21 protein-coding genes are annotated in these 15872 nt (G+C 48.2%); all 21 read right to left on the bottom strand.

The window, feature by feature from the left end:
- A partial coding sequence (locus tag RMO35_RS02655) for a hypothetical protein (RefSeq protein WP_309738379.1) occupies positions 1-338 on the bottom strand: 338 nt, incomplete at its 3' end.
- Positions 305-856, bottom strand: a complete 552-nt coding sequence (locus RMO35_RS02650) for a hypothetical protein (protein ID WP_309738378.1) — start codon at positions 854-856, stop codon at positions 305-307. The genes RMO35_RS02650 and RMO35_RS02655, both read right to left, overlap by 34 nt.
- Positions 857-1019: 163 nt before the next feature.
- Positions 1020-3662, bottom strand: a complete 2643-nt coding sequence (locus RMO35_RS02645; RefSeq protein ID WP_309738377.1) for a carboxypeptidase-like regulatory domain-containing protein — start codon at positions 3660-3662, stop codon at positions 1020-1022.
- A 282-nt stretch (positions 3663-3944) separates the two neighbouring features.
- Positions 3945-5042: a peptide chain release factor 1 gene (gene prfA / locus RMO35_RS02640; protein WP_309738376.1), complete on the bottom strand. Its 1098-nt coding sequence runs from the start codon at positions 5040-5042 to the stop codon at positions 3945-3947.
- Between the two features lie 126 nt (positions 5043-5168).
- Positions 5169-5420 carry a 50S ribosomal protein L31 gene (rpmE, locus tag RMO35_RS02635; protein WP_309738375.1) on the bottom strand — a complete coding sequence of 84 codons (252 nt, stop codon included), beginning with the start codon at positions 5418-5420 and terminating at the stop codon, positions 5169-5171.
- A 130-nt stretch (positions 5421-5550) separates the two neighbouring features.
- On the bottom strand, positions 5551-5955 hold the full coding sequence (rpsI, locus tag RMO35_RS02630) for a 30S ribosomal protein S9 (RefSeq protein WP_309738374.1): 405 nt from the start codon (positions 5953-5955) through the stop codon (positions 5551-5553).
- 2 nt (positions 5956-5957) lie between these two features.
- Positions 5958-6410 carry a 50S ribosomal protein L13 gene (rplM, locus tag RMO35_RS02625; protein ID WP_309738373.1) on the bottom strand — a complete coding sequence of 151 codons (453 nt, stop codon included), beginning with the start codon at positions 6408-6410 and terminating at the stop codon, positions 5958-5960.
- Between the two features lie 105 nt (positions 6411-6515).
- Positions 6516-7355, bottom strand: a complete 840-nt coding sequence (truA, locus tag RMO35_RS02620; RefSeq protein WP_309738372.1) for a tRNA pseudouridine(38-40) synthase TruA — start codon at positions 7353-7355, stop codon at positions 6516-6518.
- Between the two features lie 34 nt (positions 7356-7389).
- Positions 7390-7740 (bottom strand): 50S ribosomal protein L17, encoded by a 351-nt coding sequence (gene rplQ / locus RMO35_RS02615; RefSeq protein ID WP_309738370.1) that lies wholly within the window; start codon positions 7738-7740, stop codon positions 7390-7392.
- Positions 7741-8107: 367 nt separating this feature from the next.
- On the bottom strand, positions 8108-9091 hold the full coding sequence (locus tag RMO35_RS02610) for a DNA-directed RNA polymerase subunit alpha (protein ID WP_309738369.1): 984 nt from the start codon (positions 9089-9091) through the stop codon (positions 8108-8110).
- A gap of 186 nt (positions 9092-9277) precedes the next feature.
- Positions 9278-9646, bottom strand: a complete 369-nt coding sequence (rpsK, locus tag RMO35_RS02605) for a 30S ribosomal protein S11 (RefSeq protein ID WP_309738368.1) — start codon at positions 9644-9646, stop codon at positions 9278-9280.
- Positions 9647-9693: 47 nt separating this feature from the next.
- Positions 9694-9846, bottom strand: a complete 153-nt coding sequence (locus RMO35_RS02600; RefSeq protein WP_309738366.1) for a hypothetical protein — start codon at positions 9844-9846, stop codon at positions 9694-9696.
- A 174-nt stretch (positions 9847-10020) separates the two neighbouring features.
- On the bottom strand, positions 10021-10404 hold the full coding sequence (gene rpsM / locus RMO35_RS02595; RefSeq protein WP_309738365.1) for a 30S ribosomal protein S13: 384 nt from the start codon (positions 10402-10404) through the stop codon (positions 10021-10023).
- Between the two features lie 161 nt (positions 10405-10565).
- Positions 10566-10679, bottom strand: coding sequence for a 50S ribosomal protein L36 (gene rpmJ / locus RMO35_RS02590; RefSeq protein ID WP_015161734.1), 114 nt, complete (start codon positions 10677-10679; stop codon positions 10566-10568).
- A 208-nt stretch (positions 10680-10887) separates the two neighbouring features.
- A complete protein-coding gene (gene infA / locus RMO35_RS02585) occupies positions 10888-11115 on the bottom strand; it encodes a translation initiation factor IF-1 (protein WP_295616782.1) in 228 nt (75 codons plus the stop codon).
- A 202-nt stretch (positions 11116-11317) separates the two neighbouring features.
- Positions 11318-11884, bottom strand: coding sequence for an adenylate kinase (locus RMO35_RS02580; RefSeq protein ID WP_309738362.1), 567 nt, complete (start codon positions 11882-11884; stop codon positions 11318-11320).
- Between the two features lie 189 nt (positions 11885-12073).
- Entirely contained in the window at positions 12074-13408 is a 1335-nt protein-coding gene (gene secY, locus RMO35_RS02575; protein WP_309738361.1) for a preprotein translocase subunit SecY, read from the bottom strand.
- A gap of 196 nt (positions 13409-13604) precedes the next feature.
- On the bottom strand, positions 13605-14048 hold the full coding sequence (gene rplO / locus RMO35_RS02570) for a 50S ribosomal protein L15 (RefSeq protein WP_309738360.1): 444 nt from the start codon (positions 14046-14048) through the stop codon (positions 13605-13607).
- A 188-nt stretch (positions 14049-14236) separates the two neighbouring features.
- Positions 14237-14842: a 30S ribosomal protein S5 gene (gene rpsE / locus RMO35_RS02565; protein ID WP_309738359.1), complete on the bottom strand. Its 606-nt coding sequence runs from the start codon at positions 14840-14842 to the stop codon at positions 14237-14239.
- 24 nt (positions 14843-14866) lie between these two features.
- The gene (gene rplR, locus RMO35_RS02560) at positions 14867-15229 is read right to left on the bottom strand and encodes a 50S ribosomal protein L18 (protein ID WP_309738358.1); all 363 of its coding nucleotides are present in this window, start codon (positions 15227-15229) and stop codon (positions 14867-14869) included.
- An 8-nt stretch (positions 15230-15237) separates the two neighbouring features.
- Positions 15238-15783: a 50S ribosomal protein L6 gene (rplF, locus tag RMO35_RS02555; RefSeq protein ID WP_309738357.1), complete on the bottom strand. Its 546-nt coding sequence runs from the start codon at positions 15781-15783 to the stop codon at positions 15238-15240.
- Between the last annotated feature and the right edge of the window lie 89 nt (positions 15784-15872).

Genomic DNA, 15872 nt, shown 5'->3' with positions numbered 1-15872 from the left:
AGATAATGAGTCGCGATCGTCACTAATCCTAATCCACATCCAAGTTCGAGTAATTGAGCGATGTTACTAGGGATAAATCCCCATATACTCACGCAGCGAATTGTCGCGATCGCTAATACCAAGGCGATTAACCAAGGGATGGTTTTGCGATTCAATCGTCGATTAAAGCGACTATGAATATATCGCAATTCGATCGCCACATGGGCGATACCAAAAGTAGCTAAAGTTGCAGCATAAGTAGTTAGTGGAACGATAATAGCACAGATCGCACTGACTAAGACGATCGCGATTCCCCATATTAGATCTACTGCTCGATAATTTTGCGATTGCGTTGCCACAGTACCCATCCTAAAATTGCGATGCCGATCGCTGGAAAGATTAAGAAATTCAGCATTGGCGGCGCTGAAGAACTGACTGGCGCTAATTTTAATCCCTGACGATCTAGCGACTGAATTTTATAAATAGTTTCAATTTGTTTTCCTTCATTAATAATTGGAACAGAGTGGGGCTGCTGGATACTTTGAGTACTTTTAATTAAGGTCTTTTGCAATTTAGAATTCTGCAAAGTTCTGCCAGAGCTAGTAGTTTTGAGATCGCTGGGTTTGACTTTATTTTTCTCGATCGCCGTTATATTTGCGACGACACGATAACCAGCAAGCGGCAAACAGCGATCCGGTTGCATCTGGACATAAGCCCCAGTAGGTGTCAAACTAATTTCGCTTCCAGTCCGAGCAAAAAATAGATAATTTGGGTACTTATTTAAGTTACTAATTTTGAAACAGGTGCTGAAATTCCTAGTGTAGCCAGCACCAGGAGCTACATCAGCCAGGATTAATGAATGAGTTAATAATGACATATAGATTAGGTTGTTATATTAATTAGTTAGTTAATAGTAGTTAATAGTAGGGTGGGCACTGGCCACCACAAAGGTTATAGCTAATTTATATTATTTAGAATCATCATGCCGATCCAGTTATTAATAACGAAAATGCGATCGACTGTCGTGACAATTTAAAGTCTTACCAGCAGTTAATAAAGACCATTATTCCACAGTTGTCGATCGCTAGTCTGTGCTGTGAGATTACATGGCTAACAGCAGTTTGTTGGAGATCGAACCGCTGAAGCACGGGAGAACTTGCCACGATCGCGATTTTGGTAGGTTGCAATTGTCCGGGAGTCGAGATCTCGTAATCCCCAAAACCCAAATCGGTAAACTCATATCTACCATCAGCTTGAGAAGTGGTTCGGCGTACTTTGGTACCGGAGATCTGCACGGCGGTAACTTCAGCGTTGGGACGAGGTTTACCCAGCGCATCGGAGACAACTCCAGTGACTTTATAGATCGGTATTAACGGTAAGGGAATGGCTGTATAACTACCTAAAGCCACATTTACTCGCAAGGATACCAGCGGTTTACCCATCGCATCTGTCATCGCATTCCGCCAGCCAGGAGGGAGGCGCACGGGATTGAGATCGAGGCGATAGCTACCCGGTAGGCTGCGGATTTCGACGCGATCTGGGAGTTGGGTTGTCTGACTGGGATTGAGGGCTTTGTTATCGAGGGTGACTAATTCGGGATGCCAGTAACTCTCTTCGCCAGGATCTTGCTTGCCATTACCATTGCGATCGAAAAATGGTTGGATGACGATACCACCGCGCGTCCGCAGATCTTCTACCTGCGTCGTCGCCACACTCCCGCCTTGAAAATCGAGCGTTGATTGTAATTCCAGCGAAAAGTTCTCCCGATTGGTAAAAGCTGAAATCCCCTGATAACGCCCCATTAATTGTAAACCGGGCGCTAAGGTAATCCCCAAGCCTGCATTTGCCCCGCGCCCGAAGCCGCTCCAGCCGTAGCCTAGCTCGGATTGTAGGATCGTTGATTGATACCGCCAGATCAATTGCCCCAGCGTCGTTGGCGCACCTGCATAAGTAGATTGATAATTGGCAACGATATTTTGGGTACTTCCTGTCGTAGATGGGAGTTGATAACTCACTTCTGAGTTGAGGCTAATTTCATTCCCCTGCAAACCAATGTGCCAATTATTCTGCTGATGGCTGGCACTCCAGCGCAAAAAGGATTTACTATCCAGCGTCCCCTGAAGATTGCTACTGCTATTGGGTGCGACACTAAAATTATAGTTACCGCCGATCGCGACTCCAGACAAACTATCATATTTGCTAGTAGCAGTCAGTTGAGGCGTTACCAGCCAATTAAGATCCGCGCGACTGGAAAATTTATCGCTGCTAAAATTGGCATTGAAATTAGGCGCTGGCTGATAATTGACACTACTAACCAGATCCCAGCGATCGCCTGTAACTGCTGAAACTGAAGCCTGAAGCGGCACCCCCGTCGGTTGCCAAAACACTTCCCCGACACCGCGCACCGCTAACGGATCGCTCACTAGTCCTCCACCCAGAGTCAAAGATTCACTAATCCCCCGCCGATAAGCGACCCCACCCTGCAACCCATCAAATTTGCCGATAAATTCATTCGCACCCCGATTGTAATTCGTCCCCGCAGACACGATAAACGCCCCCGCACCACTAGGTAATTGACCGGGTACGGTCGTAAATGTTACCTCTCGCACTTGCGGATCGGCTGTAAGTTGCCCATTCGGATAGAGCAGCAACCGATAATTACTCCCAAACTCACCCTCATTACTAACAGGCACATTCTCAAACCGAAACACCCGCGAACTATCCACCAAAATCTGACCGACAACATTGGTATTAAAACCCCGAATCAGCCGCACCACCGTCCCCGGCTGCGCCTGTCCGATCACAGTTCGCCCCAACCGACTCGATTGCAATCGATCGTTTGGCAAAAAGTCGCCCCCAGTCAAGGATGTCGGTGGCGTAAACCCTTGGCGCTGAATTGTAGTGACGCCCCAATAGGCTCCCGTCGGATTTCCCTGTCTGCGCCAAAATGGACTTTGAGAGCCAGAAATCCAGTCCGAACTACCAGTTTGATTGATGATTACCGCATCGCTTAATCCCCAAGTGAGGAGATTGGCAAGTTTAGGTTGCTCGACACGTAAATACCAGCTAGAACCCAATACCGTCCCGACTGATTTGAATTCACCCTGAGTATTGAGTTGATTATTCGTCGAGCCGCTGAGATTGACTCGCTGCTGGATGGCACTGAGACTGGCTGTAGGCGGATCGATCGCGGTCAATCCTTCTAAACTCACTGGTGCTGGTGTTACCACAGCTTGAGGTCGCTCCTTGGGCAGAGTGTAGCCAAATTTGAGCGTGACTTCTTGGCGATTTAACTTACCAGACCGCTGTTCCCAGTCAATTTTCAAACCTGGTAATTTGCGGAGTTCGCCGATCGAAATTACCCGTCCCAACTGAGGATGCGATTGCCATTGACGCGGCTGAATGCGGACTAGTAAATACGGCGATGTCAGCTCGATTTCGCCACTGGGGAGCTGTCGGTGCTGAATTTCTAATAATTTGAGTGTCGCATCAAATGGCAACAGCCACAGCTCTACACTTACCGCCCGTTGCTGCTGCGGATCGATCGCGCCATCGAGATTTATTTGAATGGATGGACGCTGATTGACGATCGCATCAATGCGATCGATCCGCAGATTTTTGGTATCCGTTGCTGGCGATGGCTCGCTCACTATTGGCGGTGGTGTAGCTACAGCATTTATCATCAGCATATTTCCAACGAGTCCGCACCAAACCCCAGCTCACTGCCGCTGACTGTTGCGCTCCCATTATTTTACCCGAACGAAGAGATTCCCGCGTACGTGGTTACACCGATCGAATTGTAGGTTGAGTCGAACGAATGTCAAACCTAACAGTTAGCCATGCGTAGGTTGGGTTGCGCGTTGGCGAAGCCTACCGGAGGTACAGCAAAACCCAACAACCTTACAAGCGATATTTGTATAGGTTGGGTCGAGTTCTGAAACCCAACCTACACATGCGATCGCGCATTAACCCCCTGTAGAGGCCGCTAGCTCGGCTAACCGCTCCTGTTGGTCTTGAGAGATACAACTTTGAATAACTTCCTCCAGATCGCCAGATAACACCTTCTCCAGCCCAAAATTATGCCCTAAACGGTGGTCGGTGGCGCGGTTGTCCTTATAGTTATAAGTACGGATTTTTTCCGATCGAGAACCAGTACCGACTTGCGATCGCCGCATCGAGGTGACTTCCTCTTGCTGTTCGCGCAGTTTGATATCGTATAATTTTGCCCGCAAAATTTGCATCGCGCGTTCTTTATTCTGCCGCTGCGATCGTTCTTCAGTACAAAAGATCCGAATTCCCGTCGGCTTGTGGAATAGATCCGCTGCGGTTTCGACCTTGTTCACGTTTTGTCCGCCAGCACCACCCGATCGAGCGGTACTCATTTCGATATCTTTGGGATCGATAAAGATCTCGACTTCATCGACTTCGGGCATAATTGCCACCGTCGCGGTGGATGTATGCACGCGTCCGCCAGACTCAGTTAGAGGCACACGTTGCACCCGATGAACGCCAGCCTCAAACTTGAGTTGACTATACACCTGGTCGCCCTGGACTTCTAAGACTGCTTCTTTAAAGCCGCCCATTTCTGCTAAAGTTTCGCTCACTAGCTTGACTTTCCAGTTTTGGGTTTCCGCATAGCGCGAATACATCCGCACCAAGTCGCCCGCCCAAATCCCGGCTTCATCGCCACCAGTACCCGCCCGAATTTCTAACATGATATTTTTATCATCATTAGGATCTTTAGGTAATAGTAAAACTTTGAGTTTGCGTTCGAGTTCTTCGCTTTGTGCTTCGAGTTCTTTAGCTTCTAGAGTTGCCATTGCTTGGAGTTCGAGATCGTTTCCCGACTCTTTGACGATCTCTCTAGCTCCGACTAAATCTTCTTGAGCTTGCTTCCATTTATCGAAGGTTTCAACGACGTCTTCGAGTGCGGCGCGAGCTTTGCCAATCCGTTGCATTTCGCTGGCGTCTCTGGCGATATCTGGATCGCCGAGTTTGCGAGTTAGTTCGTGAAATGTTTGTTCGACGGATTTGAGTTTATCGAGTAAATATGATTCTGCCATAATTTTAGGTTTTAGGCTTTAGGTGTTAGGTTTTAGGGATTTGAATAATCAGTTTTTATAAATATTGAAAAACCTAGAGACGCGAAATCAACAGATCGCACCTCTAGGTTTTTTAGATTATTTGAGCTATTTCTGTTCTTCAGCAGCAGCTTCAGGTGCAGGTGCAGTAGTATCGATCATCCCATATTTTTTCAGGAAGCGATCGACTCGACCTTCGGTATCGATGATCTTCTGCGTCCCAGTATAAAAGGGATGATTGCCAGACCAAACATCAACGCGGAGTTCTGGTTTGGTCGAACCAACAGTCATCACAACTTCGCCGTTGCAATAGACTTTGGCGTCTGGGTACCAGGTAGGATGAATATCAGCTTTTGCCATGAGTCGAGTTAGGAGTTGGGAGTAGGTAGTTGAGAGTGGGTAGTTGGGAGTTGGGAGTGAATAGTTTTAATGCTGTCAACCGAGCGCAACGCGCTCTACTAAAAACTCCCAACTCCCAACTCCGAACTGATTAACGTTTCGAGTATTGAGGAGCTTTGCGCGCTTTGTGCAGACCGTATTTTTTACGCTCGACACAACGGGGGTCGCGAGTGAGATAACCTTCAACTTTAAGGGGTTTGCGGTTATTGGGGTCGAGTTCGCACAGTGCGCGAGCTACACCGAGTTTCACAGCATCGGATTGTCCGGTCAAACCGCCGCCATGGGCGTTGACGAGGATATCATACTCGCCTTCTAGACCGAGTGTTTCCAAGGGCGATCTCGCTGCGGAGACGTAGCCACTTTGAAAGTTAAAATAGTCTTCGCCAGTTCTGCCGTTGACTACTAGTTTACCAGTACCAGGGACGAGACGAACTCGCGCGATCGACGATTTCCGACGACCTGTACCCCAGTAGACTGCGCGGGTATTTGCTTCCATGATTATGCTCCGGGAGTAGTGTTAACAGTCAAGACTTCAGGTTTTTGTGCCGCATGAGGATGCTGGGTACCTGCGTAGACATTCATCTTGGTAAACAGATGTTTGCCCATCGAATTTTTTGGTAACATGCCTTTGACAGCTTGTTCGACGATCCGTTCGGGAATCCGTACTTGCAATTTAGCAAAGACTTCAGTTTTCATCCCACCAGGACGACCGGAGTGTCTTCTGTAGACTTTCTGAGTGCTTTTTTTACCTGTCACGACGACTTTCTCAGCATTGATCACGATCACAAAATCGCCAGTATCGATGTGAGGGGTAAAAGTCGGCTTATTTTTGCCGCGCAAGATCATGGCAATCTGGCTGGCAAGCCGTCCGAGGCGCTGGTCGGCAGCATCGATGATGTACCACTTGGCATCAGCCGTATTATTAGTTGGCGGTAAGTAGGTTTTTTCCACGTTCTTATATGAGTTGTAGGTTGGGTTTCAGTTCGGCTTACTTTGGCTCAATCTAACTGTAAGGTGAAACCCAACATTGAAGATCGAGTAGAGCTATAAATAAGACTAAGTTTTTGGCAAGAGAAATTGCGGCTGGGTATCGTACCAAATCGACTCAGGGAAAGGAAAATCTGGATATCCAACCCTTAGCAGACACAGACCTTTAGCTGGTGCGGAATGCCTAACGAGCGATCGTTGTTCGGTTTGCCAGATGTGGGTAAATTCGGCAACTGATAAATCGCCATTTCCCACTTGAACTAGCAGCCCTACTAGCAGTCGTACCATGCCATACAAAAATCCATTGGCTTGGATTTCGATCTGAATGAAGTCCCCTAATCGATCGCAGCAGATATCTTGAATCTCCACCCAGGAGTGCGATCGACCCGAATCAGTCCGATGAAAGGCAGCCAGATGATGGGTGCCGAGCAATGGCGCTACAGCGGCTTGAATTCGCTCTACAATCAAAGGCTCTTGATAGTAATGCCAAGTATAGGGACGAACGAACAAGTTAGGTTGTTTGGCCGTATAAATGGTGTACCGATACCGACGATAAAGAGCTGAAAACCGAGCGTGCCAATCATCAGCAACAGCGGTGGAAGCACGGATGACGATATCATCAGGCAACCGCATATTGAGGACTGCTGCCCAGCGGGTTGCCGGAATCACACTGGGGTTATCGAAATGGGCGACTTGTGCCGCCGCATGAACGCCGCTGTCGGTACGTCCCGCACCATAGATGTTAACGGGTTGACCGAGTACTGCGGCGATCGCCTGTTCTATTTCAGACTGCACCGCCCTACCGTTAAGTTGCTTTTGCCAGCCACACAGATTGCTACCTGTGTATTGAATGACTAGAGCCACCCGCTCGGTACTGTTAGTTATGAGTTTGTGGTTTTTAGCAGCCATTGAATCACAAATAACAGGTGGCGGTACATTGGCGCTACATCATTTCAATAATTGCCATTTCTGCATTGTCGCCCCGACGCGGTACCGTGCGGACGACGCGAGTGTAACCACCCTGTCTATTGCCGTAGCGTTCGGGAGCTTCGGCAAATAAGTTATGCACTAAATCTTTGTCGTAGATATATCCCATAGCCTGACGGCGAGCTGCAAGAGTCCCCGATTTGGCTAATGTCACCATCTTCTCGACTGCTGGGCGCATTGCTTTGGCTTTGACGAGAGTTGTCGTGATCCGACCGTGGCGGATCAGTTCGGTAGTCAAAGACCGTAGCATTGCTTTGCGCTGGTCGGCTGGTCTACCCAGCATTGCCACGCGACAGCGATGACGCATTTTTTTTCTCCTGTGTTTTACTAATCATCGAGCTACTTGAGCAGCTACTGATGCTTGACAATCGAGTTACTCTGAATGGCAACTCGATGATGCTGTGACGATCGAGCTACCTTGAATGATAGTTCTATGGTGTTGCTACGATCGAGTTACTTTTTACTGCTGTGACGATCGAGCTATCCTTCAAAGTAACTCTTTGATGCTGTGACGATCGAGATATCTCGAACAATAACTACCGCATCTTGATGCTGTTACGATCAAACTCCCTTGGGGTCTTGCGATACAGTAGTTAGCGATTTGGTCGGGTTCGTGATGATAACAGATATTATCAATGCCACTAATCGATCGCGAGTACTGCGCCCCGATCTACTCAGACTTTCACTGATTTATCGTGGGGGAGTTTGATCCCCAGTCGCTTTTCGAGAGCTTCGATAACCTCCTCAGCGGACTTAAGACCGAAGTTCTTAATTTCTAAGAGATCTTCTTGGGTGTAACCCATCAAATCGGAAACAGAATTAATCTGTGCCCGTTTGAGACAGTTGTAGGCTCTGACGGAGAGATTTAACTCTTCGATCGGAATTTGGTTAGAAGGATCTTCTTCATCGGCATATTCTGGTTGGAAAGATTCCAAGCTGATGTCCTTGAGGGGATTGAGGAGATCGACCAAAATTTTGGCGGATTCGCTCAATGCTTCTTGAGGCGTCAGACTACCATTAGTCCAGATTTCGAGGATCAGACGATCTTTTTCAACTGCGCCATCGATCCGCACATCTTCGGTAGTGTAGTTAACCTGGGTAACAGGCATAAATACAGCATCGATTTGGAGCAGATCCATTGCTAGACCTTGTTCGCGAAATTTGTCAACCGATCGATAGCCTTTGCCACGTTCGATCCGAAACTCCATTTCCAATTTGCCACCATCAGCGACGGTAGCTACATATTGGTTGGGATCGACAACTTCTACTTCTGAAGGTAATTCAAAATCAGCAGTTGTGACTTCGGCTGGCCCAGTGACATTCAATCGACCGATTTGCGGTTGAGAGGTGTAACTTTTGAGTTTGATTTCTTTCATGTTCAGCAGTAGTTCTAAAACATCCTGCCGGACACCGACTAAACTTGCAAACTCATGGTTGACCGTACCGGGTTTCACGCCAGTTTTTTCGTCTTTGATTAATCCAGCGACTCTTACCGCAGTAATACATGTCCCTTCTAAGTTGGACAGTAGTACCCGTCGGAGTGAGTTGCCGATCGTTGTCCCTTGACCTCGATCGAGAGGTTCCAGGATAAACTTACTATATTGACTTTGATTTGACTCGGTCTTAGACTCGACACACTCGATCTGAAACTGCGCCACAGAGTGACCTCCCTACCCAGTTTGTACTTACATTTGACTTTTGACAGAATTACCGCTTGGTAGCTGGTAAGACTTTTCTAACCTAACAAGTTATAATTCCCACTCCCGGCTACTCGCTATTGCCAATGCCGTTTGCTGAACTATAACTTCGCAATTACTCTATACTCTGCGTCGTTTGGGGGGACGTCAGCCGTTGTGAGGAATTGGAGTGACATCGCGAATGAGGGTGATTTCTAACCCTGCACCTTGGAGGGCGCGAATTGCTGTCTCGCGACCCGCACCAGGCCCGCTGACCATCACTTCAAGCTGACGCATCCCTTGATCCATCGCGCGTTTGCCAGCACTTTCAGCGGCTGTCTGGGCGGCAAAGGGAGTACCTTTTTTCGCGCCTTTGAAGCCACTAGATCCGCTGGAAGCCCAGGAGATCGTATCTCCATTAGCATCAGAGATCGTGACGATCGTATTGTTGAAGGTGGACTGGATATAAGCGACGCCGTTAGGAACATTGCGCTTTTGCTTTTTAGGGCCAGTCTTTTTACTAGGTTGTCGAGCCATGTCGGTCTATGTATTGGAAAATGTCAATGAGGTAATCGATATAAATATCAACTGCGGTCTATGTTTGGCGCGATCGGCATTCCACTAGATTGCGGAAGTATCGATCGACGCATGGCGATTTGAGAAGTCTCCAGCGGTCGATAGCAATGGTCGGACTTTTGGCACTCGATCGGACTATAATCTGCTGGTAGTATAGCCATCAGCGCTAATCTCAATGTTTGCCATCGGTCTAAATCGGTTGCGGGCAGGAGCTATAGACACGCTAATTGGCGAGGAGTAACGTCTCGATCGATTGCCCACATGTTTGTGGAGATAAAGATCTGAAGCTACTAATCGCCAATTGGCTGTTAGGTTGCCACAACCATCGAACCATGCTATTTCTTGCCGGGAGCTTTCTTCTTCCCTGCGACTGTGGCGCGACGACCGCGACGGGTGCGGGCGTTGGTGCGCGTGCGTTGACCGCGAACGGGTAATCCCATCCGGTGTCTGCGTCCGCGATAGGAACCGATATCTACCAATCGCTTGATGTTCATCGATTCCCAGCGACGGAGGTCGCCTTCGATCTGGTAGTCACCTTCGACGCGCTCCCGGAGGAGTGCCACGTCAGATTCGGATAAATCCTTAACTCGCGTATCCGGATTTACACCTGTTTTTGCTAATACTTCCTTGGCTCTGGTTAGACCAATGCCAAAGATGTATGTCAGACCGATTTCCACGCGTTTGTCGCGAGGTAGGTCTACACCTGCTATCCGTGCCACACTTGTTTCTCCACTATACTTTGCTCTTGAGATGGGCGATCGACGATCGAACAAAGTCTGGCTTGGGACTAAAGCAACTCGCCCACAGCCAGAGTTTTCTCGCGATCGCTTTCGATCTAGACATAACTCTCGATGACTAACTAGCAACCTGGACTAGTCATCTAACCTTGTCTTTGTTTATGTTTCGGGTTGGCACAAATCACCATTACCCGGCCACGTCTACGAATGACGCGACACTTTTCACAAATCTTTTTGACAGACGCTCGGACTTTCATGTCAATTTGGTCAACACTGCAAGCTTAATATTATAACATTTTTCAATTAATTGTCAGTAGTAATTACGCGACAACTTTGCCATCAGCCGCTCGACTAGATCGAAATCGGACTAAAAATAGCGGCATGAGGCTCTGATGCAACTATTTTTAATTCCGTATTGCTAGACCTATAGCTGTTTGTGGCGATCGCCAGCGGTAACAGTTCGACTTATTTTTTATTCCGCAGTCGGTAAGTGATGCGCCCTTTACTCAGATCGTAAGGAGTGAGTTCGCATTTGACGCGATCTCCAGGAAGGATTTTAATATAGTTACGACGAATTTTACCAGAGATATGAGCTAGGACATTAAACCCATTGTCGAGATCGACTCGAAACATAGCATTGGGCAAGGATTCTGTCACCGTGCCCTCCATTTCAATCAAATCTTGTTTAGACAAGTAATATTTACCTCAAAGATGATGTTTGTCATGACTTGGATATTGACAACAACGATCGCCAAATCCAACGTCTCTTTCTATTTTAACAGGGGCTAGGAAATTGGCGGTGATGCACAAAGGCGATATATATCGGCAATCGGGGCATCGGTAAGTGCCAGTTGCCCTCGCATTGGCACTTACCTGTGCTCCGATTGGGTAATTGTCAAGCAATCAGTGCGGTTAACTGCTCGGTGACTGCGGTTAATTCACAATCGCCATTCACCTCATGGAAAAAGCCCTGTCGCTGGTAGTAATCGATCAGCGGGGCTGTTTGCTGGTCGTAGACAACTAACCGCCTACGAATGACATCCTCGGTGTCATCTGGGCGATTTTGAACCGTAGCTCGTTCGAGTAATCTCACGACCAATCGCTCTTGAGGGACATGGAGATTAATTGCCTTGTCATATTTTTGACCGATTTGGGCGAGTAATCCATCCAAAAATTCTGCTTGAGCGACATTGCGGGGAAACCCATCTAAAATCCAGCCAGTCTCGATCGCATCAGTTTGGCTCAAGCGACCGCGAATCATGTCCAGCAGCAGCGCATCGGGGACTAACTCGCCTTTATCCATATAGGATTTAGCTTGTTGTCCCAGCGCGGTCTGTTCTTTAACTTCCGCACGCAAAATATCCCCCGTGGAAATGTGGGGGATACCACATGAAGTGGCAAGGATTTGGGCTTGAGTGCCTTTACCCGCACCTGGGGCACCGAGAAAAATGAGTCGAGTCATGGAAGTGGAGAGTGGAGAGTGGATAGTGGATAGCGATTCGCGCACGCCTCTGTTCCCCGAAGGTTTAGCGCGATTCTCTTTCAGAGAGGCTCCGCCAACGAGGCAGTGGATAGTGGGGTGTGAGTAGTATGGACAGTGGGCGGATTAATTAGAATTAATCGCTATCCACTATCCACTAATCACTATCCACTAATCTTTATTGTTTACCATCCCTTCATAGCGTTGCGAGATTACCAGGGTTTGAATCTGTTTGGCAGTATCGATCGCGACACTCACCAAAATCAGTAGCGAAGTTGCGCCAAAACCCTTAAAAGTACTCACCCCGAGCGAACTTTCGATCGCTGTCGGGACAGTAGCGACAATGCCTAAAAATAGCGCACCGAGTAAAGTCAGTCGCGAGAGGATCCCCTCAATATACTTACTCGTCGCTACCCCAGGTCGAATACCGGGAATACTTGCACCCATTTTCTTGAGGTTTTGCGCCATATCCACAGGATTGACAACTAACGAACTGTAGAAATAGCTAAAAAAGACAATCAAGACCACGTAGAATGCCACATGCGCTGGCTGACCGGGAGCCAAAAAGTTAGCGACTTGCGTGACCCAAGTGGTAACAGGGCTATTACCCGCATTGGTACCGACAAAGGATGCTAAAGCACTCGGTAAGACCAATACCGAAGACGCAAAAATAATCGGCATGACCCCACCTTGGTTGAGGCGGAGGGGCAGATAGCTAGTCCGTTCGCGTTGGATTCTGCGTCCGACTTGACGACGAGCAGAAATAATCGGAATCCGGCGGGTGCCTTCTTGTACGAACACAATCCCCACCGTCATGACGATAAAGACCAGTAATAGCGCTACTGTTCGAGTCAAGATCGAACTGTCACCACTTTGGGCGAGATCGATCGTATCCTTGAGAGAGGTAGGTAAAACAGCTACGATGTTTAAGAAAATCAATAGTGAAGCACCGTTCCCAATGCCGCGCTCGGTAATCAGTTCGGAAATCCACATCACAAACATCGAACCCGCCGTCAATGCCAACACCGTACCGATGACAAAGGCAATACCCTGATGTCCGGGGAGAGTATATTTTTGTAGCCATTGGGAAATCCCAAAGCTGTAAATTAGTGCCCAACCCACAGCAACATAACGGGTGATTTGGGAGATCTTCCGGCGTCCGGCTTCGCCTTCTTCCTTTTGCAGTTTTTCGAGAGCGGGCAGTGCTGTGGTGAGCAACTGAATGATAATCGAAGCGTTAATATACGGAATAATCCCCAAGGCAAAAACGCCGACGGTGGATAATGCACCCCCAGAGAAAATATCTAAAAAGCCAATCGTCGGGCTATTTTTAATACTCTCTGCAAAGGCGACTCGATCGATCCCTGGAATCGGTACGAAGGTACCTAACCGCGCTAAAATCAGCAATCCGAGGGTGACTAAAACTCGACCTCTCAAACCCGCCGCTTGAGCCATCTGTACGAATGTCTCTTGGGGGGATGGTGCTTTTTCTCTGCTAGCGTCCATCTAAAGTTACCTCTGAAAATTTATTTAATGTCAAGGTTGAAATATAAAGAACTGTTACCGTTATGAATTCAAGTATACAATTCTCCAGTTAGTTCTGGGATTAAAAAAAGAATCCAGCACTGCCGATCTAGTCTAAACGGCAATCCTGGAGTCAATCTATGGTTTTATTGGCGATAATCCATTAGATGAAAGCATCTTAGATGACTTCACAACTGCCGCCAGCAGCTTCGATTTTGGTGCGCGCTCCAGTTGTGAAAGCTGCGGCTTTACAGTTGAGTGCAACCGTGAGTTCGCCATCACCTAATAACTTTAGTGGGCCGTCATTTGTAGTGACGATCCCAGCAGCCATGAGTGATTTCAGGGTGACTTCACTATTGGCTGGTAATGCTGATAGTTTGCTAACGTTGATGACGGTGTATTCCTTCTGGTTAATCAGGGGGAAATGCTTGAGTTTGGGCAACCGCCGATAGAGGGGCATCTGACCGCCCTCAAATCCAGGACGGGTAGGACTACCGGAGCGGGATTTTTGACCCCGCATCCCGAAACCGCCACTAGCACCTTGTCCGGCAGCAATACCGCGACCGACGCGGCGCTTGCGATGTTTTGAACCCGCTTTGGGTTTTAGATCGATTAATCTCATTTTAATTAGGCTTTAGGCTTTAGGTTTTAGGGATTAGACTTTAGGGGTTAGGTTTTAGGTGGGTGTAGTTAATTATCGGCTCGATAATGCCTGAAACTTAGATGGTGGGCATTGCCCACCCTACAGCTAAGTCTGCAACTAATCAAATTATCCGACCCTAAAGCCCAAAGCCTAAAGCCTAACACCTCTTATGCAAATAGATCGGCGACGGTTAAGCCGCGATCTTCAGCGACTTGGTTGAAGCTGCGAAGGGTTTTGAGGGCGTTGACTGCGGCGCGGGCGTTATTGAGGGGATTGCCCGAACCGAGTTGTTTGGCGAGGATGTTCTTGACACCTGCGAGTTCCAAGACGGTACGGACGGCTCCACCCGCAATTACTCCCGTACCGGGAGCGGCTGGGCGCATCATCACATTAGCACCACCGCCACCACCGACGATCGGATGGGGAATGGTATTAGATTTAGTCAACGGAATGGTAATCAAATGTTTTTTACCATCGGCGACGCCTTTACGGACGGCACCGATGACGTCGCTGGCTTTACCAACGCCGACACCGACTTCACCTTTTTCATTGCCGATGACGACAATCGCCCGGAAGCTGAGCTTTTTACCACCCTTAACTACCTTGCTCACCCGACGGATTTGGATGACCCGTTCTTGGTAGGTAATTTCCTTCTCTTCTTTTTTACCTCTGCCGCCGCCTTTACCGCTGCCGCCTTTACCGCCGCCACCGCCGCGACGATCTCCGCCACCACTGCCGCCGCCACCGCGTCGATCCTGTTGTTCTTGTGCCATAATCTGATATTTACTGAGTTACGATTAGAAATTCAAGCCAGCTTCACGCGCAGCATCAGCGAGAGCCTTGACGCGACCGTGATAAAGATTACCACCGCGATCGAATACTACAAGCTCGATCCCTTTGGCTTTAGCACGTTCGGCGATGAGTTTACCAACTTCGGTAGCTGCATCGATATTAGCACCAGTACTCAATTTTGATTTGAGTTCGGGTTCGAGGGTGGATGCCGCAGCGAGGGTATGTTGCTCGGTGTCGTCGATTACTTGAGCGTAGATGTGTTGGAGAGATCTAAAGACTGCCAACCGGGGTCGTTCAGTCGAACCTTTGACATCTTTACGCACGCGACGGTGGCGGCGTTGAACTGATTCTTTGCGAGTTAATTTCATGTTATGTTCTATTTCTTCCCAGATTTACCAGCTTTCCGGCGGACAACTTCACCTTCATAGCGAATTCCCTTACCTTTATAAACTTCTGGTGGGCGAACATCGCGAATTTTGGCAGCAGTATTACCGACTAATTCTTTATCGATACCACTAATGATGACATTAGTATTCTTTTCTTTCGGAACTTCAATCGTAATCCCCGCAGGCGGATCGATTTTGACGGGAAGACTGTAACCAACGTTGAGAGTCAAGATCCGACCATCGACAGCGGCTCGATAACCAACGCCTTGGATTTCTAGTTTTTTCTGAAATCCGGTGGAGACACCTTCGACCATATTCGCAACCAGCGTCCGGCACAAGCCATGCTGTTGCCGTGCGGGGCGGGATTCATTGGCACGATTTACGACAATCGTTTCACCCTCCATCATGACGACAACGCCAGAGGGAAGGACGCGGGATAGTTCGCCTTTAGGGCCTTTAACCACAACTGATTGACCGTCGAGAGTGACAGTCACTTTAGCTGGTAAAGGAATTGGACGTTTACCAATTCTGGACATATTAATTATTTACTCCTTGTCAATGAAATTGCGAGACACGATCTGTTTCGCAAAGATGAATATTTGAGCCAGGGGAGCAAGATTTAGTA

The sequence above is a fragment of the Chamaesiphon sp. OTE_20_metabat_361 genome, from assembly GCF_031364565.1.
The sequence above is the reverse complement of the archived record's forward strand: the minus strand, read 5'-3'. Positions and strand labels throughout refer to the sequence as shown.

What these genes read in the sequence shown, in the direction of transcription:
- RMO35_RS02650 (WP_309738378.1), bottom strand. Translation starts at nt 856, where the DNA reads ATGTCATTATTAACTCATTCATTAATCCTGGCTGATGTAGCTCCTGGT.
- RMO35_RS02645 (WP_309738377.1), bottom strand. Translation starts at nt 3,662, where the DNA reads ATGATAAATGCTGTAGCTACACCACCGCCAATAGTGAGCGAGCCATCG.
- prfA (WP_309738376.1), bottom strand. Translation starts at nt 5,042, where the DNA reads ATGGCAGAATCATATTTACTCGATAAACTCAAATCCGTCGAACAAACA.
- rpmE (WP_309738375.1), bottom strand. Translation starts at nt 5,420, where the DNA reads ATGGCAAAAGCTGATATTCATCCTACCTGGTACCCAGACGCCAAAGTC.
- rpsI (WP_309738374.1), bottom strand. Translation starts at nt 5,955, where the DNA reads ATGGAAGCAAATACCCGCGCAGTCTACTGGGGTACAGGTCGTCGGAAA.
- truA (WP_309738372.1), bottom strand. Translation starts at nt 7,355, where the DNA reads ATGGCTGCTAAAAACCACAAACTCATAACTAACAGTACCGAGCGGGTG.
- rplQ (WP_309738370.1), bottom strand. Translation starts at nt 7,740, where the DNA reads ATGCGTCATCGCTGTCGCGTGGCAATGCTGGGTAGACCAGCCGACCAG.
- rpsK (WP_309738368.1), bottom strand. Translation starts at nt 9,646, where the DNA reads ATGGCTCGACAACCTAGTAAAAAGACTGGCCCTAAAAAGCAAAAGCGC.
- RMO35_RS02600 (WP_309738366.1), bottom strand. Translation starts at nt 9,846, where the DNA reads ATGGCTATACTACCAGCAGATTATAGTCCGATCGAGTGCCAAAAGTCC.
- rpmJ (WP_015161734.1), bottom strand. Translation starts at nt 10,679, where the DNA reads ATGAAAGTCCGAGCGTCTGTCAAAAAGATTTGTGAAAAGTGTCGCGTC.
- RMO35_RS02580 (WP_309738362.1), bottom strand. Translation starts at nt 11,884, where the DNA reads ATGACTCGACTCATTTTTCTCGGTGCCCCAGGTGCGGGTAAAGGCACT.
- secY (WP_309738361.1), bottom strand. Translation starts at nt 13,408, where the DNA reads ATGGACGCTAGCAGAGAAAAAGCACCATCCCCCCAAGAGACATTCGTA.
- rplO (WP_309738360.1), bottom strand. Translation starts at nt 14,048, where the DNA reads ATGAGATTAATCGATCTAAAACCCAAAGCGGGTTCAAAACATCGCAAG.
- rpsE (WP_309738359.1), bottom strand. Translation starts at nt 14,842, where the DNA reads ATGGCACAAGAACAACAGGATCGACGCGGTGGCGGCGGCAGTGGTGGC.
- rplR (WP_309738358.1), bottom strand. Translation starts at nt 15,229, where the DNA reads ATGAAATTAACTCGCAAAGAATCAGTTCAACGCCGCCACCGTCGCGTG.
- rplF (WP_309738357.1), bottom strand. Translation starts at nt 15,783, where the DNA reads ATGTCCAGAATTGGTAAACGTCCAATTCCTTTACCAGCTAAAGTGACT.